Genomic DNA, 22961 nt, shown 5'->3' on the forward strand with positions numbered 1-22961 from the left:
AAAGTTGTCCAAAACAAAACCATTATTAACTAGCATTCAGCTTTTTATAATTTTCAAAAAAGTGAAAAGTTGTCCAAAAAGATTTTTTTATTAACAATTTGATGAAAAACTAGTCCATTGATTGGAAAGCTCAAAACGAAGATGTATAGTGCAAATTTACAAAATCAGAAAACAATTATTGGATAAATTCCACATAAAAGAAATCTTTATCCAATATTAGGAAGAGATGCGTCTCTAATTCAAACAATTATCATTAAAAAGTATACAGAATTACTCAAACACCAATAAACACGGTGCACACCAATCATTACCAAAGAATACTCATCTTTAAAGCTAACACTACTAAAAGAGTTCTTTTACGATAATTTCCGTTGCTCCACGCATTTTATTCACATAATTAACAGAAGCTTTAGAGGCATTTGATAACTTTTCTCCATCATTAAGTAACCCATCCATAACAGATTTGAATTCTGCATCATTATTCACGCTATACCCAGCTCCTATTAATATCAAATCGCAAGCCTCTTGGTATTTTTTATAATTAGGGCCAATAACGACAGGCAAACCAAAAGTGGATGCTTCAATCGTATTATGAATTCCACTTCCAAATCCACCTCCTATATAGGCTATATCTCCGTAACGATACATGGACGAAAGCATTCCCATCGTATCTACAATTAAAACCTGAATATCGTTAAAGTGAGCCTTATCTAGTTGAGTATACCGAGCGCACGTAAACTCCGAAAATAATTCCTCAATTTGAGCAATATGTTCTTCATGTATTTCGTGAGGTGCTAGTAGCAACTTAAAATCTGAGTTAATTTTAAAATAATTAGCTATTAATTTTTCGCCAGCAGGCCATGTACTGCCACCAACCAACACTTTGCATCCTTGACAGAATTCAGCAAGTTCTGGATATTTTTTCGAATTTTGAGAAATTTCATAAACTCGGTCAAAACGAGTATCACCAGCAACCTGAAAGTTTTTTACACCTATACTCTGTAACAAGTCACCTGACTCTTCATCTTGCACATACAATTGTGTAAAGAACCCCAACATCTTTTTATACCATCCTCCGTACCATTTAAAAAATGCATGTTGCGGTCGGAATATAGCAGAAACGATATAAGTATTAATCCCTAATTTATTCAACTGTTTTAGGAAGTGATACCAGAATTCGTATTTGACAAAGATGACCTCCTTAGGATTGATTGCTTTGATAAACTTTTTTACATTACCAGGTCTATCAGAAGGCAAATACAACACTTCATCAGCCAATTCATAATCATGTTGTACTTCATAACCCGAAGGTGAGAAGAAAGTTAACACTACTGGTTGTTTTGGATTCTTCTTTTTGATCGCTTCAATAACTGGCCTCCCCTGCTCAAATTCACCTAACGAAGCACAATGAACCCAAATTGGTCTCCCTTTAAAACTTAGTGACTTTAACCTAGTCATAGTTTTCTTCCTACCTTCAACCAGCTTTTTTACTTTATCATTAAACAAGGCTACGATACGAATTAGTGCACTAAAAAGTAGCATCCCAATAGAATATAAAATAGTCATCTTATTCTTCCTTTATTTTTTTGCAAAGATATATTATAGCGCTTATCTCTTCGACGATCGTCTTAATTTATTTTTATCTGAGCATAAAAAAGCCCGTAAGATAAAATCTTACGGGCTAAATATATTAGTTTAAACTAATTACTCAGTTACAGCTTGTACTCCAGGTAATACTTTACCTTCTAAGTACTCTAAAGAAGCACCACCTCCAGTTGAGATGTGGCTCATTTTATCAGCTAATCCACTTTTGTTAACCGCAGAAACTGAATCTCCTCCTCCAATAATAGAGATAGAGTCAGAAGCAGCTACCGCTTCACAAACACCAAATGTTCCTTTTGAGAAGTTAGGCATTTCGAAACATCCCATTGGTCCGTTCCAAACGATAGTTTTAGCACTGGCAATTTCAGCAGAATATGCCTTCACTGTGTCAGGACCTACATCAAGTGCCATTCTTCCTTCTGGAATTTCAACTCCTACAACTTGAATATCTGCATCATCAGCAAATTTGTCAGCTGCTAAGTTATCTGTTGGCAACATGAATTTAACTCCTTTAGCTTCAGCTTGAACTAAAATTTCTTTTGCAGTATCAATTAAATCATCCTCTACTAAAGAACCACCAATTCCGTGACCTTGAGCCTTAAGGAAAGTATAAGCCATACCACCACCAATAAGGATAGTATCTACTTTTTCGATTAACGATTTAAGCACCTCTAATTTACCAGAAACTTTTGCACCACCAACAATAGCTACAAATGGTCTAACTGGACTAGCAACAGCACCACCTAAAAATTTGATTTCTTTGTCTAATAAGAAACCAGCCATTTTTTCTTTAGCATACTTAGCGATAATAGTAGTAGAAGCATGTGCACGGTGAGCAGTACCAAAGGCATCATTCACATATACATCAGCTAACTCTGCTAATTGCTCAGAGAAAGCCTCATCTCCTTTAGTTTCTTCGTTATGGAAACGTAAGTTTTCTAATAACATTACTTCTCCCATTTTAAGGTCATCAGCCATTGCTTTAACCTCAGCTCCAACACAATCAGGAGCCATTTTTACATCAACACCTAACTTGGCTGATAAATGTGCCACTACGTGCTTTAATGAAAATTTTTCTTGAACTTCACCTTTAGGACGACCTAGGTGAGACATTAAAATTACAGCTCCACCGTCAGCAAGCACTTTTTTAATAGTAGGTAGTGCAGCTACAATACGAGTATCATCTGTAATCTCGAATTGATCGTTTAAAGGCACGTTAAAATCTACGCGGATAATCGCCTTTTTTCCTGAGAAATTGTAAGTATCAATTGCAGGCATGTCAATAAAATTATATGGTTTTTAAAAAAAATACACTTTTTAGTCCTTGCAAGTACTTCCTGAAGGACTCTTTCAATTTTATACTCTAAAATTGAGCTGCAAATATATAAATTATATATGGATACTAAAGATGAAGTACCTTGTTATATAACAGCATAAAAAGGAATTAACCTTTATTAAGTGTTACGCTTTAAAATCATTAATTAATTGAACTAATTCGTCCTCCTCAATTTTATTGCCTGCCACCACAAACCACTTGTTTAATAGTTCTGGTCTATTATAATCAAACCTCTCTTTAGTCTCCCAATTAATAAATTGAGCACCTGCTGCTTCTGCTACTGCCTGACCTGCTGCTGTATCCCATTCCATGGTTGGTCCAAGGCGTGGATAGATATCCGCTGTACCTTCTGCCACCTTACAAATTTTAATAGAACTACCCACAGATAAAAACTCAGATTCTCCGTATTTACCTTTTAGCATTTCAGCAAACTGTTCCGTTTCCTTAGAGAGGTGACTAACGCTAGCAACTATTTTAAGCGACTTATTTTTCTTTCCTGCGGGTAACTTTTGCTCATTTTTTATTTCAACAGAAGTATGCTCTTCCCAATCGTCTTGAAGAATAGCTTTAAAAGCCCCATATTCCTTACTCGCATAATATAACGTCCTCGTAGCAGGTACAAAAACGACTCCAGTAATTGGATAATTATCCTCAATTAAAGCAATATTTACCGTAAACTCACCGGTCTTTTTTACAAACTCTTTAGTTCCATCCAGCGGGTCAACAATCCATAGTTGATTCCATTGTTTTCTTTTCTCATAATCTTCATGAGCCCCTTCCTCACTAAGAACAGGTATTTTGGTTTTTACTAAATATTGCTCAATGATTTCGTGCGCAGCTTTATCCGCAAGTGTCAAAGGTGAGTTATCTGCTTTCTTCTCTACTCCAAAATCTCCAGTTCTATAAATATCCATGATAGCCTTACCTGCATCAACAGCAGCATCAATGGCTATTTTTAATAAATCATTCATATAATAAGTTTATTAGTTCTTCATATTGATCCACAGTATATTCTGTAGCATACCTGCATCATTACAACACTATCTTTAATTTACTTTTATCAGATAACTGAAAGTTAGTGTAATCCATTCCTTGTATAGATAACAAGCCTGGGCTCTTACCTACTTCGAGTGACCCAAATGTTTCCTGCACATTAAGTAACTGAGCATTTTCTGAAGTGAAACATCTTAATGCCTCAATAGCATCATTAGCCGCCTTTATCTTACTAAAAGTATTGTAGTCTCTATCTCCATTCATATAAGTAGAAACAATATTCAATTGCTTAGGAGAACATTCATTAATCATACCAAACTGACTTTGACTTACTCCTAGAAGTTTCACTCCATTTATTAAATAAGTACTGAGGATTTTCTTTATTAGTGAATTATTTAAAGATAAAGTATCTACATTACAAATATCAACAAAGCCTGGCACCAGAAAACCATTCACTAGCTCTAAGGAAGGTTCTTCCTTAAAATAATCCCTTTCTCTAATTTCAATAATTCTACCTCTATCATCAAAAGTAACAATAGGAAACCTACCCACCGAAGCATCTGGCCTAAGCCAATAATGAGCAGCTATTTTTCTCATTCAATTGGTTTAATACTATCTGGCACAGGAATATATTCAAATTCAATCCCTTTAATACGCGCTCTAACTTCTTCCAGCGTGTCATGCTTTATCAATAAGCCATATAATTCGAGAATCCTAAGTGTAGAATCCTTACCAACCTCAATATTTACCTTCGTACTTATATGTGTATTAGGTAGCCTGTAAGTAATCGTATCCAAAACACTATCCTCGTACATAGCAACCAATTCAAGCACTGGCTTTTTTACCTGATTTCCTTTAAGGAATTGATAATTGGCGGTCATCAAGAAACCATTATTTTTTTCTATTGTATCTACCTTTATCTCAAAAGGAACTCTCCTATCAAACGTATCTCGGCTGCTGATAAAGTAATTCTTCTTATACTGCCAAACATTTCGGGCCAACTTTTCTTTTCTTATCCGTTCTTTTTCCTCTTCAATCTCTTTAACCTCTCTTTCCCATTGAGCTTCCTTTTTGGTCAAGATAACAATAGCATCCTGATATACCTTTTGATACAGCTCAGGTTGGGTAAGGTACCAGCTTACAATAGTATCAAACTTCTCCTGTGTGAGCTTGTAATTATTTAACACATCGTGATAGTAGCTATTGGCTGTTGAATCAGCACTTCTATTCTTAATTTTTAATTGATTGATAGTAGCTTCAGCAAAATGAACCTCTGCTAAGATCTCAGCAAACTCTTTTTGCTCAGGAAATCCTTCTGGAACATTAAATTTACTACAAGCTGATATCAATACGATGACTAACAACAACTGCAATACTCTACTTATCATTGGAGGATAATTATAGTTCATATTAATGTCCATCTGCTTTAATCATAGTACGAATGGTCTTAAGAAAAATAACAAAATCTAGCTTCAAAGACCAGTTATCAATATAGTCTAAATCCATTTTCATCCACTCTTCAAAAGGAATGTCATTTCTACCAGACACTTGCCAGGTACAAGTAATACCCGGTTTCATTGATAGTCTACGTAATTGCCAACGCTCGTACTCTTTAACCTCTTGTGGTACTGGAGGGCGAGGTCCTACAACAGACATATCCCCCATTAGCACATTAAAAAACTGAGGTAATTCATCTAAGCTGGTCTTCCTTAAAAAACTACCAATTTTGGTAATCCTAGGATCTTTTTTCATTTTAAATACAGGACCATCCATCTCGTTATCTTCCATCAACTTCGCCTTTAATTCTTCTGCATTCACAACCATAGTTCTAAATTTAAAAGCGTAAAATCGTCGTCCCCTTAGACCAACTCTTTTTTGCTTAAAAAACACAGGGCCATTATCTGTCAGTTTTATTAAGAGTGAAATAAAAACAAATACAGGCGATGCCAATACAATAACTAGAAAAGAAAAAATAAAATCAAAAACAACCTTTGCTCGCATCGCTAAATAATCCGTAGGCGTATTTGCAATGGTTAAAAGCGGCATGGTATTATAATGATGAATATGAGCTTTACTTTTTAACTTATTAAAGAAGGGTGAATACATTCTAAAAATTACACCTACCTCAGAGCAAGCGTTTGTTACTTCTTCAACTTCCTCAACAATCATTTTATCTTTGATAAAAATAACTTCATCAATAGTTTTACTCTCTAATAATTTGGCAATATCTGTATCTAAAGGTAAAACAGGTATTAGCTTTCCATACATTTCACTTAAATCACCATTACCAATAATAGAAACAATTTTATACCCCCATTCCTTATATTTAAGTACCTGTTCTATAAAAGGAGTTGCGGTATAATCACCTATGATGATTATTGCTCTAGTATTCTTTCCATGTGCCCTCGCTCTTTTAAAGGAAGAATAAATGGCCACTTTAAAAGCAAACATTAAAATTAGATTGATAAAACCAAAATAGATTAACGGATCAAAACCAATATAATATAAATCAAATACTAAAACAGCCAGCCCTAATAATGCAGTACCTGACAATACTAAAGCAACACAGTTAAACAGAATAGCAGAATACGGACGCGAACGATGCAGTTGACTCAATCGAAAGTATTTACCTAAAGTAAACCATACAAAGCCAATAATTAAATGAAGTATAATTGAATCCTTATACCTCAGGAACGAAAAGTGCCCGAAATAAAGAAACAATGATAAATTAAAAGAGAGCCAAGCAATTGAGACCTCTACAAACGCTAAAAATGTATTTACAACGTTTTCTTTTTCTTTAAGCATGCAATGATATTTTGCGTAATGTTGTTTCTACAAAGATAAAAAAATGGATGATTTTATAAACATGACTTTCGTAAACAAAAAGTATTCCTAAAACCCAATAGAGGGACGATAACTAACTCCTAAACTAAAACCAAAAGAATGATACAATTGTCCAAAGTCATAAGATGCAGATGTTTGAAAAGATAAATCCTTCCATTTTTTATTTTGATAAGATATACCGAGGTATGTGTAGGTTTGATTTTTGCCATTCTCATAATAAAATTCAGGTTCTTCTTCCCAGCTATAAGCGCTTACATATTTCTCGTAATATGATCCTTTATTGTAACTATATGTTGATTTAAATAAATAATTAAAATAGTCAAAGAGGGAACCGTTGAGCCCTAAATGAAAACCTTTTACCCGGTTATTTACAAAGATACCTGAATTGTGAGATTGCCAGTCTGGAGCAAAAACTCTAGCTTGGTAATAGGTTTGATACAAAGGAAGTCCCATACCTATATTATTATAAGACCATGCTTTATAATAGAATCCATTATTATTATAATTGTCACGCCCTCCAAATTTATGACCTTGATTCATATTCACTTCCATGTATTTCATAACATCTGAACTAGTCCATCCTTCTGTTTCTTCTTCAAAAACATCTTTCATAAAAGCGTCATAATCATCTACCTCATCTAACCAAATATAACCTTCCCCTTTTCCTGGAGGGTATACAGGATCTGTCCAACCAGGTCCTGACTGATAATCTGTTTTTATTAATTCTATAGATACATTTTTTAGCCAATCTATATCATTTAATTCAGCATAAACACCTATTTTATAATCATGATTTCTTAAATGATTAAGAAACAAACCACTTCCATCTGCAAATGGTTTTTGTATATAAAAGTGAAAATTACCAATAGCATGCTCGTAATTAAAACCAAAATCCCAAAAACCATCATGTGCACCTGCAGCATTCGTCACATCTCCTCCTCCTATAGCTGTAGATCCTGATGCTGTAAATGTAGCCCAGAAATCAATAGGTACTTTTGTTCCATCTGGTCTTGTTCCTCCAAATAAGGCACCATGATATAGACCAACATAAGGCTTTATTCTATATTTAGACCATTTTAGATAAGCCCACTTCTCATGAACTAATACATTATCTGCCGTATTTGTCTTGCCTTCAAATTTTCTATCTTCGTTAAGAATCCCTTGTGATAATCCTCCTTTTACTTCGAAATTATTCCTTAAAAATCCAACAGGTATATAATCAAATATACCTATCACTGCCTTTGGTATTGGCCGAGCATTACTATTCATCATAAATCCTCCTGAGGTCAATTGGTCGTTAATTGAAATGGGAGAATAGGCTTTCTTACCTATATTAAAATCAATTGTTTTAAAAGCTCTACCAGAAACATAAGCTTCATGCACTATACTCTCTCCTATGTCATCCTTAATTAATCCTGCAAAACCAACTGATAAATTAAAGTTTTTTTTATCTACTAATTTACTATTTGCTCCAGCTAAGAATAATAATTGAGACTGCTCAAACGGCGAAGCTATCCCCCATTGATTAGAGTATTGATACAAGGGCTGTAATTTACTATTTGAAGAAGTTAATACTATAGATTCAAGCTTAGCATCAATCGTAAGTTGCCCAAAAACACCTATGGGTAAAATAAATAATATAACTATCTTTATATATCGGATCATAATTAACTCTATAATTTTATAGCTTACAAAGATAGCTATTGCCAACTACATAACGTAAAAAAGGTTTGCTCATTATAAATGGCAAACCTTTTCTCTTATGATTTAAATTACTTTATTGTTTCAAATACCAATCTATGGTTTTTTCTATCCCTGTTTCAAAGTTTTCATCCGCTTTCCATCCTAATTCTGTCTCAATTTTTGTAGCATCAATAGCATACCTTCTATCATGACCTGCTCTATCCTTAACGAAAGTGATTAATTCATCATAACTTTTATCATTGGACAATGGAACTTTTTTATCCAGAATAGTACAAATATGATTTACAATAAACAGGTTATCCCGTTCGTTTCTTCCACCTATATTATACGTTTCGCCTGATCTTCCTTTATGGTAAACTAAATCTATACCTGTGCAATGATCCAATACATATAACCAATCTCTAATATTTTTCCCATCACCATAAATAGGAATATCCTCACCATTTAAAGCTTTCCTAATAATAATGGGAATTAATTTTTCCTTATGCTGCTTAGGTCCATAATTATTGCTACAATTACTGGTTGTAACATCCATACCATAGGTATGAAAATACGCCCTAACCAACAAATCTGAACTCGCCTTTGAGGACGAATATGGGCTATTGGGTGCATAGGGCGTATCTTCTCTAAACAAACCCGTTTCACCTAGAGTTCCATAAACTTCATCCGTTGATATATGATGAAAGCGACAGTCTTCATATCCTTCCTTATATATAAAAGGTGAATCCATCCAATAATTACGAGCGACATCTAACAAAGTAAAAGTTCCATTTACATTGGTTTGAATAAAAACTTCAGGGCCACTGATAGAATTATCCACATGGCTTTCTGCTGCAAAATGAATCACTCCACGAATATCATATTTAGAAAATAAATATTCTATCATTTCTCTATTGCAAATATCACCTTTTACAAATTCATAATTATCTGAATCTATAACTTCTATTAAATTAGACAAATCACCTGCGTAGGTTAACTTATCTAAATTGATGATATTATAGTTTGGGTACTTTTGCACAAAGTATGGGACAAAATTTGCTCCAATAAACCCAGCGCCTCCAGTGATTAGAATAGATTTTCTCATAAACTTAACTTAAAAAGGAATCTCTGTTTCTGATAATTTCTTTAATTCTTTATCTTTTTCTGACAAAAATATTGACTGAAGATCAATCTTCCAATCAATTCCTAATTCTGAATCATCCCAGGCAATTCCAGAATCATGTTCTGGAGCATACCAATTATCCACCTTGTAGGAGAAAATGGCTGACTTACTTAATACAACAAACCCATGTGCGAAACCTCTAGGCACAAAGAATTGTTTTTTATTTTCACCCGATAGTTCTACTGAAACGTGCTTACCATATGTAGGGCTATCCTTTCTTAGGTCAACAGCCACATCTAAGACTTTTCCAATAATGCAGCGTACAATTTTTGCTTGTGTATAGGGTGGTCTCTGAAAATGCAACCCTCTAAGGACTCCTTGGTTAGAAAGAGACTCATTATCCTGTACAAAAGCAATCTTTCCTATTTTTTCCTCAAATTCTTGTTGATTAAAAGACTCGAAGAAATATCCACGAGTATCACCAAACACCTTAGGCTCTATAATGTAACAGCCTTGCAACTCTGTTTCTATAAATCGCACTATTTTCTTTTAAGTAAGGATAATAAATACTGTCCGTATTGGTTTTTTTGTAAACGCTTAGCTTGTTGAACTAACTGTTCTTTTGAAATCCAATCTTTATTAAAGGCAATCTCCTCTGGGCATGCAATCTTGAGACCAATCCTTTTCTCAAGCGTCTCAATAAAATGACTTGCTTCCAATAAAGATTCATGTGTGCCAGTATCCAACCAAGCAAAACCTCTTCCCATCAACTCCACTTTAAGTCTATCTTCATTCAAATATTCCTGATTTACCGTTGTGATCTCTAACTCACCTCTTTCACTAGGTTTAATATTTTGAGCTACCTTTATGACATCATTTGGATAAAAATACAAGCCTACCACTGCATAATTCGACTTTGGATCCTCTGGTTTTTCCTCTATTGAAGTAACTGAACCTTCTTCATTAAAGGTACATACCCCATAACGTTCAGGATCATTAACCCAGTACCCAAATACAGCAGCTTTATTTTCCTCAGAAACTTTTGTTACAGCGTTAGTCAATAAATCAACAAAACCTTGTCCGTAAAATATGTTATCACCAAGCACCAAACAAACATCCTCTTCTCCAATAAAATCATCTCCTAAAATAAAAGCTTGTGCCAAACCATCAGGAGATGGTTGAACTAGATACTCTAATTTGATTCCCCATTGAGAGCCGTCACCTAACAAACGTATAAAACCTGTTTGATCTTCAGATGTTGTTATAATTAAAATTTCTTTAATACCTGCAAGCATCAATACCGACAATGGATAATAAATCATCGGTTTATCATAAACAGGAAGTAACTGTTTTGATGTTGCTAGTGTAATAGGATGTAAACGAGTACCCGATCCTCCTGCTAAGATGATGCCTTTCATGGTTATTTAAGTTTTTCTATTTCGACAGATACCAATTATACATTTTCTCAATTCCTTCCTCAATTTCTATTTCATGATGCCATCCTAAATCATGAACCTTTGTTGGGTCAGTAAGTTTACGCATTGTACCATCAGGCTTTTCCGTGTTAAAAAACAACTCCCCTTTAAAACCTACTTTTTCTTTAATAATCTCTGCCAATTCTCTGATTGAAACTTCCTTACCCGTACCAATATTGATATGCGTATTTCTTATATTCTGGGGATTCGAGTATGTATCCTCAAAGTCCACTTTCTCCATAGTATAAACGCAAGCAGCAGCCATATCCTCTGACCAAAGAAATTCTCGCATCGGTAAACCTGTTCCCCAAATCTCAATTTGAACCTTACCTAATCCTTTCTTTATTCCATATTTATTAAAAATAGCTAGTATCTCCTCTTTTTTTGAATTTGAACCATCCACTCCTTCAATAGGATTCCTGTTTAAGTCCTCTTTGATGCTGCTCCAATCATCGTCTTCTAAGCATTTACCTAAATGGTTTTTGCGCACTAATGCTGGCAAAACATGTGACTTCTCTAAATCAAAATTATCGTTAGGTCCATATAAATTTGTTGGCATCACTGAAATAAAGTTAGTATCATACTGAATATTGTATGATTCACACATTTTAATTCCTGCAATTTTTGCAATAGCATATGGTTCGTTGGTATATTCCAATGGAGAAGTCAACAAACAATCTTCTGACATTGGTTGTGGAGCGTCCTTAGGGTAAATACAAGTCGATCCTAAGAATAACAATTTCTTCACTTCATGTTTGTAAGCCGCATGAATCACATTGTTCTGAATCATCAGGTTCTCATAGATAAACTGCCCTCGATAAGTATTATTAGCAATAATACCTCCCACCTTTGCAGCTGCTAAAATCACATATTCTGGTTGTTCATCAGAGAAGAACTGATCCACTGCTTCAGCATCCATTAAGTTAAGTTCTTCAATAGTACGGCCAATCAGGTTAGTATAACCTTTGTTCGACAATGTTTTCCACAGCGCAGATCCAACAAGACCTTTGTGCCCTGCTATGTATATCTTACTTGTATATTTCATATACTTGCTAATTATTCTAAGTTAATACCAATTGTCAAATTACAATTTACTATTACTCGAATTGATTTGAATATGATGAATTAAGTATTCTCTTATGTGTTAGCGAAGGTGTACCAAAATTTACTAACAAACCTAACTTGTAATTAATCGCTCGAAGATAATTCCCCGTTTGCGGATGTTGATTTTTATAAAAACTACCGACAGCTTTTATTTCAAGGACAATCTTATCAAAACAAACAAAATCCACAATATAGTATTTGCTCAATGGTTTACCATCATAATAAATTCTCAACCTCTTTTACCGCTCAAATGGTAAATCTATTTTATTGAATTCTATTTCCAAACCTTCTTGATATACTGCCTCAATAAAACCTGGTTCTAATTGAAAATGCACATTAAAACAGGCTCCAATAACTTTCAACCTTATAAATTATCTCAGCCACATATCATCAGAGCCAACTAATTCGTGATCATTCAATTCGCACTATTCGCTAATGTTTTATTCGAAATAATTTAGTGTTTGATATCCACCATCCTTCAAATATTTATCCTTCTGCATTAATTTAACATCGGATTGCATCATATCTTTAACTAATGCTGCCAAATCATATTCTGGCTTCCACCCTAATTTTTCATTAGATTTTGTTGGATCTCCAATTAATAATTCTACTTCAGTTGGGCGATAATAGGCAGGGTCTACTTTGACGACTTCTTTACCTATTTCCACCTGAAACTCAGATTTATTACATTTAGATACAATACCTATTTCATTCTCTGCTTCACCTTTAAATTCCAGTTCAATGCCAACTTCTCCAAAAGCCATCTTAACAAAATCGCGTACTTTTGTTGTAACACCGGTGGCTATCACAAAATCCTCTGGTTTATCTTGCTGTAAAATTAACCACATGGCTTTAATGTAGTCTTTAGCATGTCCCCAATCACGTTTGGCATCCATATTACCTAGATACAAACAATCTTGCATCCCTAATCCAATTTTAGAAACCGCTCTGGTAATTTTTCGTGTTACAAAGGTCTCTCCTCGCAATGGACTCTCATGGTTAAATAAGATACCATTACATGCATACATATTATAAGCCTCGCGATAGTTTACCGTAATCCAGTAGGCATACATCTTAGCTACTGCATAAGGGCTACGCGGATAGAATGGTGTTTTTTCTGATTGAGGAACCTGTTGTACCAAACCATATAATTCTGAAGTAGAAGCCTGGTATATTCTGGTCTTTTTCTCTAACCCTAAAATACGAATGGCTTCTAAAATCCTTAAGGTTCCTATTCCATCCGCATTGGCTGTATACTCTGGCGTATCAAAACTCACAGCTACATGACTCATTGCTGCCAAATTATAAATTTCATCTGGCTGCACTTCTTGTATAATTCTAATCAAGTTTGTTGAGTCCGTTAAATCACCATAATGCAATACTAAATTACGATTCTCCAAATGCGGATCCTGATACAAATGATCAATACGATCAGTATTAAATAATGATGACCTTCTCTTTAGACCATGTACTTCATATCCTTTTTTTAATAAGAACTCCGCAAGGTATGCGCCGTCCTGGCCGGTTATACCGGTTATAAGTGCTTTTTTCATTTATCTTTTATAAAAAATCTGTCTAGTTATAAATGCCACCTATTCCACAGAGAACAATTAATTCAACAGGTAATATTGTGACTATTAATTCTAAAAAATTATTTAACTGAATAAGTAATCCCCAATTGAACACCCTTTGATACATATAAGTCCCCAAAGTCATATCCAAACACACCTTTAAATCTAACTGGAAGGTTCATTAATTCCTTATGCCATATAATTTCAACATTAATTAAAAAATTGCTTTTTTCCATCATTGTAAAAATAATTCGAAACCTCTTCCTAACTATAAATGTTTATATATTGTTCTTGATACGATCCTTTATTTATTGTTGTAGTACACTTTACTGCATAAGATAATTTCTCATTAACACAACCTTCAATACCCAAATAAAAACCTTCAACTCTATTATTTACAACAGACCAAAAGTTATTAAAACCATAACTTTTTGAATAAACATCTGCTTGCTCAACAGTATGAAATAGAGGTGTCCCCATCATTAAACCTTTATGTGTCGAACCAACAGGGTACAAACCATTATTCATATACGTATCTCTTCCTCTGAAATCATATCCATAATTCAATTTATCCTTTAGTACATCATGCAAACCCACGTTCTCTGAACGTGGTCAGAGTCGCTCTGCGGGTTTGCCTTAAATTCGGCACCTTGCTATCTTTCAAAAGTTGTCCCACAACCAAAGAAAGAAAAGCAAATGAGCCGATTTAAAAAGTTATCTCATACAATGTGGCATTGTTGTTATCACATTGTATGGACGCCTAAATATAGATATAGAGTTTTAAAAGGAGAAATAAAAACAGAAGTAGAACATTGCTTCCGAATGTTTTCAGATCAGAAAGGTTGTGAAATAATCGAGATGAATGTGCAAGTTGATCATGTGCATTTGTTGCTTCAAGTGCCCCCGAAGGTATCCATATCGGATTTGATGGGAGTTCTGAAAGGGAGAACTGCAATTCGCGTTTTTAATAAATTTAAGTACTTAAAGCAACTACCTTATTGGGGTAATCTTTTCTGGTCGAAGGGGGACTGTGTAGACCCTTTTAAGGGTTATCTCAAGGCCACATCCTTTGGGTGTGGATTTTTTACAAATTCTTGCAATACATCTATTCCCCACCCATCAGTTTCAGTTCCAAATCGGTTTAACATGTATTCATCTATATCCGCAATACGACTTTCAACTATATAATGCTCCTCTTCAAGATCCCATGTATCGGCCGTCCCCATTCCGCTTTGCCAATCCGTTTTTATCCACTCTTATTAAATACCAGCATTTTTTTTTACAATCTCCTCTTTTTGTTAAAAAACCAATGACATGATCTTTATTTCTCATTCTATTAATTCGCATACTCGCCCCATCCGCAAATGGTGTTTGATAATACAAACTAATAATCCACCATTAGAATTTAACCCAATATCCCACAAACCCATATGAGCTACTGCAGCGTTAGTAGCCTTCCCTTCTATTCCAACTTTATTTGATCCTGAAGCTGTAATATTGCCCAATAAATAATGTTATTAGTAACCTTCTCAATATATTCACAAAACAAAACTATTTAAAATCTTCCGGTGCAATACTCATCCAATGCTTTAATGACTCCTCAAAGCCATATTTAAATTTAAAGCCATTTTTTATAAGAAACTCAGGTTTTATATTAGTTGGAAATCCTGCTTTCTTAACTCTTACAGGATGAACCGAAGCAAACTTACCTAAAGGTTTACCAACTATTTGAATGATAAAAGCCAGAAAAACCAGAAAAGGAATCGGTATCGAAGGAATTCCTCTTTTAATATTAAATATTTTCCTTATTATCAATCCTAATTCTTTCATAGGTAAAACTGGATTTTCAGCATAGTTATATAGAATTATTGAGTTCTCTTTTTCAAAACAAGTAAATTCTATACTATCAATCAGGCCATAAACATATCCATACCCTTTAATTATATCTGAACTGCCAGGGAAAAAAAATGTTCCTGCCTTAATTCCTCTAATCATCCTTAAAACATTTCCAGGATCGCCAGGACCATAGATTACACACGGGCGACAAATCACGAGACGGTTCTCTTCATCATTTTTCTGCCATAGTTCATGAATTAATTCTGCATATCCTTTGGATATCCCATATGGAGTTTCCGAATATAACATTGATTCCTCAGTCCTTGGCTCAATTGATCTACCATATGGAGCAATACTGCTTGTAAAGAAAATATTTTTAAGTCCTTTTGCCTCTGCAAATCTAATTACATTCTTTGCTCCATTGATGTTTGTGTCAAAATACTCTTTTTGTTCATGACCTGGCTCTCTGTGAATAGCAGCAAGGTTAAATATCCAACTCCCACCTTTATCTATATTAAGAGGTAATTTTATATCAAGCAAAGATTCTCTTACATCTGCATTGATATATTCTACATCCTTAAATATTATGGTAGGATCTTTAATGTCTATTTGAATAATTTTTTCAAATAATTCTTTATCTAATAAACGTTCTATAATTTTTGAACCAATATAACCACAACCTCCAAAAAGCAAACAAACTTTCATAACAATACTATTGACAATATCTAACTATTAAAACTATCCGATTTACTATTGATCAATTACACTATTTACTTTCTCAACAAAAGCAGGTAAAACTACGTTTGACGAAAATTCCTTAACAATATATGACCTTGCATTAATACCCATTTGTTTACAAATATCTTTATTCTTTGACATGCCTCTGATTGCGTCAGTAACTTCTGAAAAACAATTTGAGTCGAAAAAATATCCTCCCTTAGATTTCTCAAAAACTTTAGCTATTTCAGATTCTTTATTTCCTGTAACAAGCGAAGGAATTTGACTTGCCATCATACCTAAAAGTTTTGACGGCATTACAGTATCAACTACATTATTCTTCTGAAACAGAATGTGAAGATCCGCATTACACAATAGATTTGGTAACTCTTCATACTTAATCGGATTATAATGTTTTACATTTGTCAAGTTTTCCAATTCTGATAACAACCAGTCTTTTTTTGCACCAGCTCCTATTACAATAAACTCTATATCCTTATTATTTTTAAAAAACTTAACTACCTTGATAAAATACTCCCAATCTTGTTTTGCTCCAACATTGCCACTATAAAGCACCTTAAAAACGCCTTTTCTCATATACTCATGAGATTTAGCTTTATTAGGATCAATAAAAGACTCATCCACCCAATTTGGAAAAAAATACGATTTTGAATTAGTTTTTTCTTTTAGTTTAGACAGCATGCCAAAACTTATTGTGCTTACAATATCAGCACGATTAAGCAAAGTTGATTCCAACGAAAACAACAACTCAAAAATTTTAGATTTAATCCCTTTCTGTTCTCCTGCTAAACCAGACTCAATAGCCATATCAAATTCAAAATCCTGTATATGAACCCATAATTTAGAATTACACTTCTTTTTCAACAACAAACCATGAACTACCTGACTGGTTGGAGGAACAATACTAATAATTAAATCAGATTTCTTTACCTTCCTAAGATTCCAAAGACTCCCAAAGAAAAAATCTATAATTTGAATTATCCGTTTTACAAAAGTAGGGTTATCCGGTACATAGTGCTTGTAGCGATAAAAAGTCATATTATCCTTTTTCTCTACATTATATTTTGGCTTGCTCTTATAATCATCACTTATCTTCCAATCTGGATAAAATGGAACACCTGTTATAACATCAACATCAAAATACTTTGCTAAATGATGTACCATTAAAGAAGTGTATAAGCCAGTGGAAGTTTCTTCTGGGTAAAAGTTTATACTTATTACAGTAATTTTTTTCTTATTCATTATACGTTAAACGATTTTGTTTTTCGTTGATCTTTCTTTTAGTACTTTTGCAGGGCTACCTAAACATATCATTTTGGCCGGTAAATTTGAAAAGACACTACTTCTTGCACCAACAACAGTTCCCTTTCCTATCTTAACTCCTGGACCTACATAAACATCCGTAGCCAACCAACATTCATCTTCAACTATTATTTTCTTCGACCAAATAGAAAAATCTTCCATTTCATAATCATGTGACCCGCCACAAAGGTATGATTTCTGAGAAATAACAACATTATTACCTATTTGTATTTCACCTAAGCTATAGAGTTCAACATTATCGCCAATCCAGCTATAATCGCCAATTTTAATTTTCCATGGATAAGTAACCGTTACTGAAGGCCGTATAATTACACCTTTTCCGATTTTGGCACCAAATAATCGCAATAAAAATCTTCTCCATCCATATAAAAATTGAGGAGATAATTTAAAAAAGAAAAAATCCACAAACCACCAGAATTGAACAATAAAAGGAGAGCGCCCTCTAAAACCAACAGGAATTTCAAAACTATCTAATTTTTGCATTTTTATTCTCGAAATATATTGTGAAGATTATCTATAAAATTTTGAACTCGATATTTCTTTTTAGCTTCCTTGAAATTATGTACAGAAATATATTCGTAATTCTTAATATTATGATTAATCTTTAAAAGAGCGCTAAGAATTGATTTTGGCGAATTCTCTTTAATATAAAAACCATTTACCCCTTCTTCAAAGATATCAATAATTCCTCCTTTTTTTGTTGTTAATATAATATTACCTGTACTCATCGCTTCAAGTATTGAAATTGGTTGACCTTCATCAAATTTAGTAGGTAAAACAAACACATTGCCCCAATTCAATAAACTCTTTTTTTCATTACCTACAATTACATTTTGATATTCTACATATCCCTTTAGTTTAATAAAATAATCTTCTAGTACATCTTGCATACTTTCGTCTATCCCTCCAGCTATTTTAGCTTTAAAAGCTACTCCTTCACTTTTTAAAAGTATTAAAGTTTCTAATAAATCAAGAATACCTTTTTCTCTCATTAAATTACTCAAAAAAACAATGTTTAATTTATTATTTTCTTTACGAATACTTTCGGAAATCAAATAATCCTCCACGAAATTATTTAAAACAAATATTTTATCATTCGGAATAAATGGAGAGAGATTTTTTCTTAACGATTCAGACAGCACAATTCCTTTATCTGCCATTGACAAAGTCTTAAAGAAAATTTTTCTTTTCAATCCTAATAATTCAGTGTATTCTTTCCAGACGTGGTTTCCATGTATATGTACAATCAGTTCTTTACTATAAAACTTTGCAATTAAAAAAAATATAAAATATTTAAGAACCCCAAAAAAAGTTTGTCCTGTAGTAATATAAATTTTATCATATTTTCTTATCCTCCCAACGTATTTATACAGTCTAAAATAGAATAGGCCTTTTTTAAGACTTAATCGACCTATTTTTTCTTTCTCCTCTACGATATTGAAGTTTGTATTAATGAAATCAATTCGTACATTCTCATGAAAAGTAGATAAATAATCCACTACAACCTTATTCGCTAAACTCACCCCCGTTATTGGATTTGGCATTGGTCCAATTAAAAGTACTTTCATATTTATTAAATAGAAATTTTGAATCTACGAAAGGCAGACAAAGCTTTAGGAATAACATACATGGCTAACATAGGTCCAATAAAATATGCAAAACCATTTGTGAAGTCACCTCTCAAAAGAAACAATAAATGAAATGAAAAATATACAGCAACCATTTTCTTTAAGAAATCCCCTGAATCTGACCATTTCTCAAAATACACAATAAAAAACGCTAGTAGAATCGGAAATATTAACAGGCCTAGATACCCAAAATTCATAATAGCTTCGCCTATATAAGGCATTGAAACATTATCAAACCACATAGAAAAATTATCGATTAAATACTTTCCTATTTCCTTTCCTCCAGACAAAGGTTTATTTGTCCATATAGACCTTGGAATAAAAAAGAATAGCCCTCCTAAAAACTGATACCCATACGAAATCCCTTCGTTGTACATATAATCTATTGAAGCTATGAAGTTTGAGAACGCATCGTAATGTAAAGTACTAAAAACTTCTGTAATATCCTCTTGAAAAGAAAACTGTTGAGAAAAAACATCTCCCTCCCTTCTATGCGTTAATATGGTAGCAAGAGGAAATAATATAACCATAGATATTAGCATAAAACCAAACGATTTTAAATTAGTACGATATAAACCTGGTAATAAAAAAAACAAAACAGTTAAATAAATTGGTCCTAATGCATTTCTTTTTTCAACCAAAGGATTCTTAAATACAACTAACAAAATACCTGCAACAAAAATCAACGCTAAATTTCTGAATCCTTTTTCCTCTTTAAATATTACAATAAAATAAATAGTTGCTGCAAAAGGCATCATAAACAACACCTTTTTTATTATCAATAGATTGGCAAGTGACGAGTCATTATTGAAAGCTTCCTGTAAGATAAACTCCAAATATTTATCTTTAAACAAAACCAATATTATCATTGATAAAACTAATAGAAAAGTAAAATCTTTACTATTATACTTAGTATTAGAGATAACTTTTGTCTTATTTATGCGAGTTATAATAATATAACTAACAAAAAATATTACATTAAATATTATTATACATATAATTCCAACTAATACCACGTCCACATCAAAGACCAAAGTATTAGGAAACAGCCCCTTAAACCCAACTTCTTTCATCTGAATGGTAGGAGCTAAAAAAAAGAACAAATAATTAAACAGTAAATAATTTGAAAATAACAAATTTGAATGTTGATATAAAACATGAAAGACTAATATGCTATATATAACCATAAACAAGAATAACATGCCAAGTTCAATCCAAATAGAACTAGATACAAAACTGATCTTTATCGCTAGGTTTATCACAAGAAATAAACCTAAGAAGATTATCTTTATCAACCTACTCATTTAACAAGTTAACAAATGTATTCGCCATGACTTCGATAGAATAACCTAATCTACAGTTTTCACTTATTACAGCCCTTCTTTTTATCCATATATCTTTATTTTTGTAAAAATCCAGTAGTTTATTTTCAAGATCCTTTACATTATTAGTATCAAAATACAAACAATTAATACCGTCTTGTGCAGCTTCAATTTCTGGAGAATGATTTTCACCTTTAGAAATAAGCATTGGTACTCCAAAACCGAAACTTTGAGTTATGGAAAGCCCAACATATCCAGGTGAAACGCTAAGTAAAGATTTAGAATATAAACCTTTTAATTTAGTATAATCTCCGATATGCCCTAAAAGATTAATTCTATCCTTAACATCTAATGTTCCTATTTTTTCCTCGATGTTTCCTTTTTCCTCCCCATCTCCCACAATGACTAATTGGGCATTGTCCGGTAATTTATTCATTATGCTAACAAAAGCATCAACCAATACAGATGCTTTCTTCTTTTTTATTAAACGTCCAACATATATAATATTAAGAGGATCGGAATCGAAAGTTGAATCCATTTCTTTCGCATAAAAAAGTGAATTTGGAGCGAATAAAATTTTCTTTTTTGGCATTTTATTTTTTAATTCTACTGCCTGAGTTTTTGTATACGTGATAATTGCCTGTCCTAATAATCTCATCCAATTTCTAACAATATCCGTTTTACTGTTTTTTCCTAATCGAGGCCAAGAATGTCCCCATAGAATTGTTTTTCTTAATAAAACACTTCTTATGATCAAAATTATCCAGTTAGAAATAATCCGTGGGTTCATTTCAATAACCAATATTTTAGTTCTTATTGCATCACGCCAGATACCTGTCTGAAATAGGAGTTTACGATTGAATAAGTAGTAATTCCTTACATGTTTCCTACATTTAATATCATAACACGTTTTTACACTTTCTTCAAAATAAGAATCCCCCGCATACAATAAAAATCGATTCCCCAATTCCTTCTTAATTTCATCAAAAAGTTTTTTTCGATAATCAGGCGCAACTGTTTGTAATATAACTAACTCTATCAATTTAATTTCTTTTTAAAATAATACAGACCTAATACCAAAAGTAACAACTCAACAGAAACTGCTGAAACTGCTGTACCTTGAAATCCAAAATAATAAGTTAAAATAACTGTTGCAGACACGCTATATAATCCTCCAATTAACATTACCTTCATTCTTTTACTATACGCTTTAATCGAAGTTAAATAAAGCATATTAAACAACATGCTTAAAGATGCAAAAATGGATATAAAAGCAAAAAGTTTAAATATTAATGCATTTTCTGAGATAAGTTTATCATCATACAGCAAATCTAAAATACTCTCCCCAAAAAAGATTAATGTAGAACAAATTACAACACCTACAATAAATATGAAAGGAAACATTTGCTTTACAATTCGCTTTACAACATCTGCTTCCTTATTGGACAACCAGGGGAAAATAGACTGATACAGAGGTGTATATAAACTTTTTACAGCAACAATTATTTTTTCCATACTTGAATATACCCCAACTATATTATTACTAGTAAACAGGCCCAAAATAAACACATTACTTGCACTAAAAAGGGAGATAGATACATTTGAGATGAATAAATGCGTACTTTCCTTAAATAATGAGAGCACTAAACTTTTTGATGGAATTATAAAGTTTATGGAAAACTTAAAAAAAACAACATATAAAGAGATTATCCCAACAACAATATAACCTAGAGAATTAAATATAGGTACTAAATTATAATGTGCTTCTTCTTTTACAAATACAAAAATTGCAATTGTAAATATTAATTTTGCAACAATATTAAGAATTGTAATATATTTCATTCTTTCCAGACCTTGAAATAACCATATCGGAAAGAAAGTTTGACCGATTACAATTCCAAACGTATATACGAAAATATTCTTATTTTCTTCAAACCTATCAAAAAATGATATTATAGATATCATTATAAGAAAAGAAGCTATTAAAAGTAATATTTTAATGAGCATAACTGCAGAAAATATTTCCGATACTTTTTTTACATTAATTCTTGAAATAGAAATTTCTCTTGTAGCAGACAAATTGAATCCATAGTCAGTTAGAACTGTAAAATACAGTATGAAAGCCTGCGCAAACATTACAAGCCCAAACTTATCTGTCCCCAATACTCGTACTAAATATGGTAAACTAATAAGTGGTAATATATAATTCGCACTTTGTAGTATCGTAAGAGAAACAAAATTTGACAGTAATCTTTTGAAATCAGAATGAATATAAATACTATTTATCCTTCCAACCAAAGATTTAGGAAACCTAATCATTAATAATAAGGGTTAAAATTTTTAGCACAAAAAAAACACCAATGTAAGTCTCTAAATTGTATAA

Annotated in this window: 21 protein-coding genes and 2 pseudogenes; 1 reads left to right on the forward strand and 22 read right to left on the reverse strand. The window is 32.8% G+C overall.

Translation table 11 applies throughout. The features are described 5' to 3' along the window. Positions 1 to 342: 342 nt before the first annotated feature. The 14 genes and pseudogenes from A8L32_RS21375 to A8L32_RS21440 form a co-directional block, all read right to left on the reverse strand. Entirely contained in the window at positions 343 to 1566 is a 1224-nt protein-coding gene (locus A8L32_RS21375; RefSeq protein WP_075591499.1) for a 3-deoxy-D-manno-octulosonic acid transferase, read from the reverse strand. 138 nt (positions 1567 to 1704) lie between these two features. Further along, positions 1705 to 2880: a phosphoglycerate kinase gene (locus A8L32_RS21380; protein WP_075591500.1), complete on the reverse strand. Its 1176-nt coding sequence runs from the start codon at positions 2878 to 2880 to the stop codon at positions 1705 to 1707. Between the two features lie 183 nt (positions 2881 to 3063). After that, complete coding sequence (gene cysQ, locus A8L32_RS21385; RefSeq protein ID WP_075591501.1) at positions 3064 to 3909, reverse strand: 3'(2'),5'-bisphosphate nucleotidase CysQ; 846 nt, start codon at positions 3907 to 3909, stop codon at positions 3064 to 3066. A 61-nt stretch (positions 3910 to 3970) separates the two neighbouring features. Continuing rightward, positions 3971 to 4528: a hypothetical protein gene (locus tag A8L32_RS21390; protein ID WP_075591502.1), complete on the reverse strand. Its 558-nt coding sequence runs from the start codon at positions 4526 to 4528 to the stop codon at positions 3971 to 3973. Further along, on the reverse strand, positions 4525 to 5319 hold the full coding sequence (locus tag A8L32_RS21395) for a DUF4296 domain-containing protein (RefSeq protein ID WP_158027275.1): 795 nt from the start codon (positions 5317 to 5319) through the stop codon (positions 4525 to 4527). The genes A8L32_RS21390 and A8L32_RS21395 overlap by 4 nt, the downstream gene beginning before the upstream one ends. A gap of 22 nt (positions 5320 to 5341) precedes the next feature. Further along, a complete protein-coding gene (locus tag A8L32_RS21400) occupies positions 5342 to 6736 on the reverse strand; it encodes a sugar transferase (RefSeq protein ID WP_075591504.1) in 1395 nt (464 codons plus the stop codon). Positions 6737 to 6823: 87 nt separating this feature from the next. Continuing rightward, the gene (locus tag A8L32_RS21405; RefSeq protein WP_075591505.1) at positions 6824 to 8440 is read right to left on the reverse strand and encodes a hypothetical protein; all 1617 of its coding nucleotides are present in this window, start codon (positions 8438 to 8440) and stop codon (positions 6824 to 6826) included. A gap of 112 nt (positions 8441 to 8552) precedes the next feature. Beyond that, positions 8553 to 9563: a dTDP-glucose 4,6-dehydratase gene (gene rfbB / locus A8L32_RS21410; protein WP_075591506.1), complete on the reverse strand. Its 1011-nt coding sequence runs from the start codon at positions 9561 to 9563 to the stop codon at positions 8553 to 8555. A 9-nt stretch (positions 9564 to 9572) separates the two neighbouring features. Next, positions 9573 to 10121 carry a dTDP-4-dehydrorhamnose 3,5-epimerase gene (rfbC, locus tag A8L32_RS21415; protein ID WP_075591507.1) on the reverse strand — a complete coding sequence of 183 codons (549 nt, stop codon included), beginning with the start codon at positions 10119 to 10121 and terminating at the stop codon, positions 9573 to 9575. After that, entirely contained in the window at positions 10121 to 10999 is an 879-nt protein-coding gene (rfbA, locus tag A8L32_RS21420) for a glucose-1-phosphate thymidylyltransferase RfbA (RefSeq protein ID WP_075591508.1), read from the reverse strand. Before rfbA ends, rfbC begins: the two co-directional genes overlap by 1 nt. Positions 11000 to 11015: 16 nt before the next feature. Next, positions 11016 to 12101 carry a GDP-L-fucose synthase family protein gene (locus A8L32_RS21425; RefSeq protein WP_075591509.1) on the reverse strand — a complete coding sequence of 362 codons (1086 nt, stop codon included), beginning with the start codon at positions 12099 to 12101 and terminating at the stop codon, positions 11016 to 11018. Positions 12102 to 12153: 52 nt separating this feature from the next. Beyond that, positions 12154 to 12522, reverse strand: a pseudogene (locus A8L32_RS23880) (GxxExxY protein). A gap of 78 nt (positions 12523 to 12600) precedes the next feature. Then, positions 12601 to 13713, reverse strand: a complete 1113-nt coding sequence (gene gmd, locus A8L32_RS21435; RefSeq protein ID WP_075591510.1) for a GDP-mannose 4,6-dehydratase — start codon at positions 13711 to 13713, stop codon at positions 12601 to 12603. Positions 13714 to 13995: 282 nt separating this feature from the next. After that, complete coding sequence (locus tag A8L32_RS21440) at positions 13996 to 14322, reverse strand: hypothetical protein (RefSeq protein ID WP_143525192.1); 327 nt, start codon at positions 14320 to 14322, stop codon at positions 13996 to 13998. 105 nt (positions 14323 to 14427) lie between these two features. Between A8L32_RS21440 and tnpA the strand changes: the two are divergent. Next, a pseudogene (gene tnpA, locus A8L32_RS23885) lies at positions 14428 to 14760 on the forward strand (IS200/IS605 family transposase); the annotation flags it as partial. 20 nt (positions 14761 to 14780) lie between these two features. On the opposite strand, the gene A8L32_RS23745 reads toward tnpA, so the two are convergent. The 8 genes from A8L32_RS23745 to A8L32_RS21480 all read right to left on the reverse strand — a co-directional run bounded on the left by A8L32_RS23745 (position 14781) and on the right by A8L32_RS21480 (position 22897). Beyond that, on the reverse strand, positions 14781 to 14957 hold the full coding sequence (locus A8L32_RS23745; protein ID WP_233145515.1) for a hypothetical protein: 177 nt from the start codon (positions 14955 to 14957) through the stop codon (positions 14781 to 14783). Positions 14958 to 15282: 325 nt separating this feature from the next. Beyond that, positions 15283 to 16272 (reverse strand): NAD-dependent epimerase/dehydratase family protein, encoded by a 990-nt coding sequence (locus A8L32_RS21450; protein WP_075591513.1) that lies wholly within the window; start codon positions 16270 to 16272, stop codon positions 15283 to 15285. 45 nt (positions 16273 to 16317) lie between these two features. Continuing rightward, the gene (locus A8L32_RS21455; protein WP_075591514.1) at positions 16318 to 17547 is read right to left on the reverse strand and encodes a WcaI family glycosyltransferase; all 1230 of its coding nucleotides are present in this window, start codon (positions 17545 to 17547) and stop codon (positions 16318 to 16320) included. 6 nt (positions 17548 to 17553) lie between these two features. Beyond that, positions 17554 to 18111: a putative colanic acid biosynthesis acetyltransferase gene (locus tag A8L32_RS21460; protein ID WP_075591515.1), complete on the reverse strand. Its 558-nt coding sequence runs from the start codon at positions 18109 to 18111 to the stop codon at positions 17554 to 17556. A gap of 2 nt (positions 18112 to 18113) precedes the next feature. Continuing rightward, entirely contained in the window at positions 18114 to 19196 is a 1083-nt protein-coding gene (locus A8L32_RS21465) for a glycosyltransferase family 4 protein (RefSeq protein ID WP_075591516.1), read from the reverse strand. A gap of 5 nt (positions 19197 to 19201) precedes the next feature. Further along, entirely contained in the window at positions 19202 to 20329 is a 1128-nt protein-coding gene (locus A8L32_RS21470) for a hypothetical protein (RefSeq protein WP_394333285.1), read from the reverse strand. A gap of 223 nt (positions 20330 to 20552) precedes the next feature. Then, positions 20553 to 21620 (reverse strand): glycosyltransferase, encoded by a 1068-nt coding sequence (locus tag A8L32_RS21475; protein WP_083631449.1) that lies wholly within the window; start codon positions 21618 to 21620, stop codon positions 20553 to 20555. Next, on the reverse strand, positions 21617 to 22897 hold the full coding sequence (locus A8L32_RS21480) for an oligosaccharide flippase family protein (protein WP_075591518.1): 1281 nt from the start codon (positions 22895 to 22897) through the stop codon (positions 21617 to 21619). Before A8L32_RS21480 ends, A8L32_RS21475 begins: the two co-directional genes overlap by 4 nt. Positions 22898 to 22961 lie beyond the last annotated feature (64 nt).

The organism is Labilibacter marinus (genome assembly GCF_001659685.2).
Classification (GTDB): Bacteria; Bacteroidota; Bacteroidia; order Bacteroidales; family Marinilabiliaceae; genus Saccharicrinis; species Saccharicrinis marinus.

Bases quoted from the DNA above. Each gene is read 5' to 3' on its own strand.
- A8L32_RS21375 (WP_075591499.1), bottom strand. From the start codon at position 1,566: ATGACTATTTTATATTCTATTGGGATGCTACTTTTTAGTGCACTAATT.
- A8L32_RS21380 (WP_075591500.1), bottom strand. From the start codon at position 2,880: ATGCCTGCAATTGATACTTACAATTTCTCAGGAAAAAAGGCGATTATC.
- cysQ (WP_075591501.1), bottom strand. From the start codon at position 3,909: ATGAATGATTTATTAAAAATAGCCATTGATGCTGCTGTTGATGCAGGT.
- A8L32_RS21390 (WP_075591502.1), bottom strand. From the start codon at position 4,528: ATGAGAAAAATAGCTGCTCATTATTGGCTTAGGCCAGATGCTTCGGTG.
- A8L32_RS21395 (WP_158027275.1), bottom strand. From the start codon at position 5,319: ATGATAAGTAGAGTATTGCAGTTGTTGTTAGTCATCGTATTGATATCA.
- A8L32_RS21400 (WP_075591504.1), bottom strand. From the start codon at position 6,736: ATGCTTAAAGAAAAAGAAAACGTTGTAAATACATTTTTAGCGTTTGTA.
- A8L32_RS21405 (WP_075591505.1), bottom strand. From the start codon at position 8,440: ATGATCCGATATATAAAGATAGTTATATTATTTATTTTACCCATAGGT.
- rfbB (WP_075591506.1), bottom strand. From the start codon at position 9,563: ATGAGAAAATCTATTCTAATCACTGGAGGCGCTGGGTTTATTGGAGCA.
- rfbA (WP_075591508.1), bottom strand. From the start codon at position 10,999: ATGAAAGGCATCATCTTAGCAGGAGGATCGGGTACTCGTTTACATCCT.
- A8L32_RS21425 (WP_075591509.1), bottom strand. From the start codon at position 12,101: ATGAAATATACAAGTAAGATATACATAGCAGGGCACAAAGGTCTTGTT.
- gmd (WP_075591510.1), bottom strand. From the start codon at position 13,713: ATGAAAAAAGCACTTATAACCGGTATAACCGGCCAGGACGGCGCATAC.
- A8L32_RS23745 (WP_233145515.1), bottom strand. From the start codon at position 14,957: ATGGGGACGGCCGATACATGGGATCTTGAAGAGGAGCATTATATAGTT.
- A8L32_RS21450 (WP_075591513.1), bottom strand. From the start codon at position 16,272: ATGAAAGTTTGTTTGCTTTTTGGAGGTTGTGGTTATATTGGTTCAAAA.
- A8L32_RS21455 (WP_075591514.1), bottom strand. From the start codon at position 17,547: ATGAATAAGAAAAAAATTACTGTAATAAGTATAAACTTTTACCCAGAA.
- A8L32_RS21460 (WP_075591515.1), bottom strand. From the start codon at position 18,111: ATGCAAAAATTAGATAGTTTTGAAATTCCTGTTGGTTTTAGAGGGCGC.
- A8L32_RS21465 (WP_075591516.1), bottom strand. From the start codon at position 19,196: ATGAAAGTACTTTTAATTGGACCAATGCCAAATCCAATAACGGGGGTG.
- A8L32_RS21470 (WP_394333285.1), bottom strand. From the start codon at position 20,329: ATGAAAGAAGTTGGGTTTAAGGGGCTGTTTCCTAATACTTTGGTCTTT.
- A8L32_RS21480 (WP_075591518.1), bottom strand. From the start codon at position 22,897: ATGATTAGGTTTCCTAAATCTTTGGTTGGAAGGATAAATAGTATTTAT.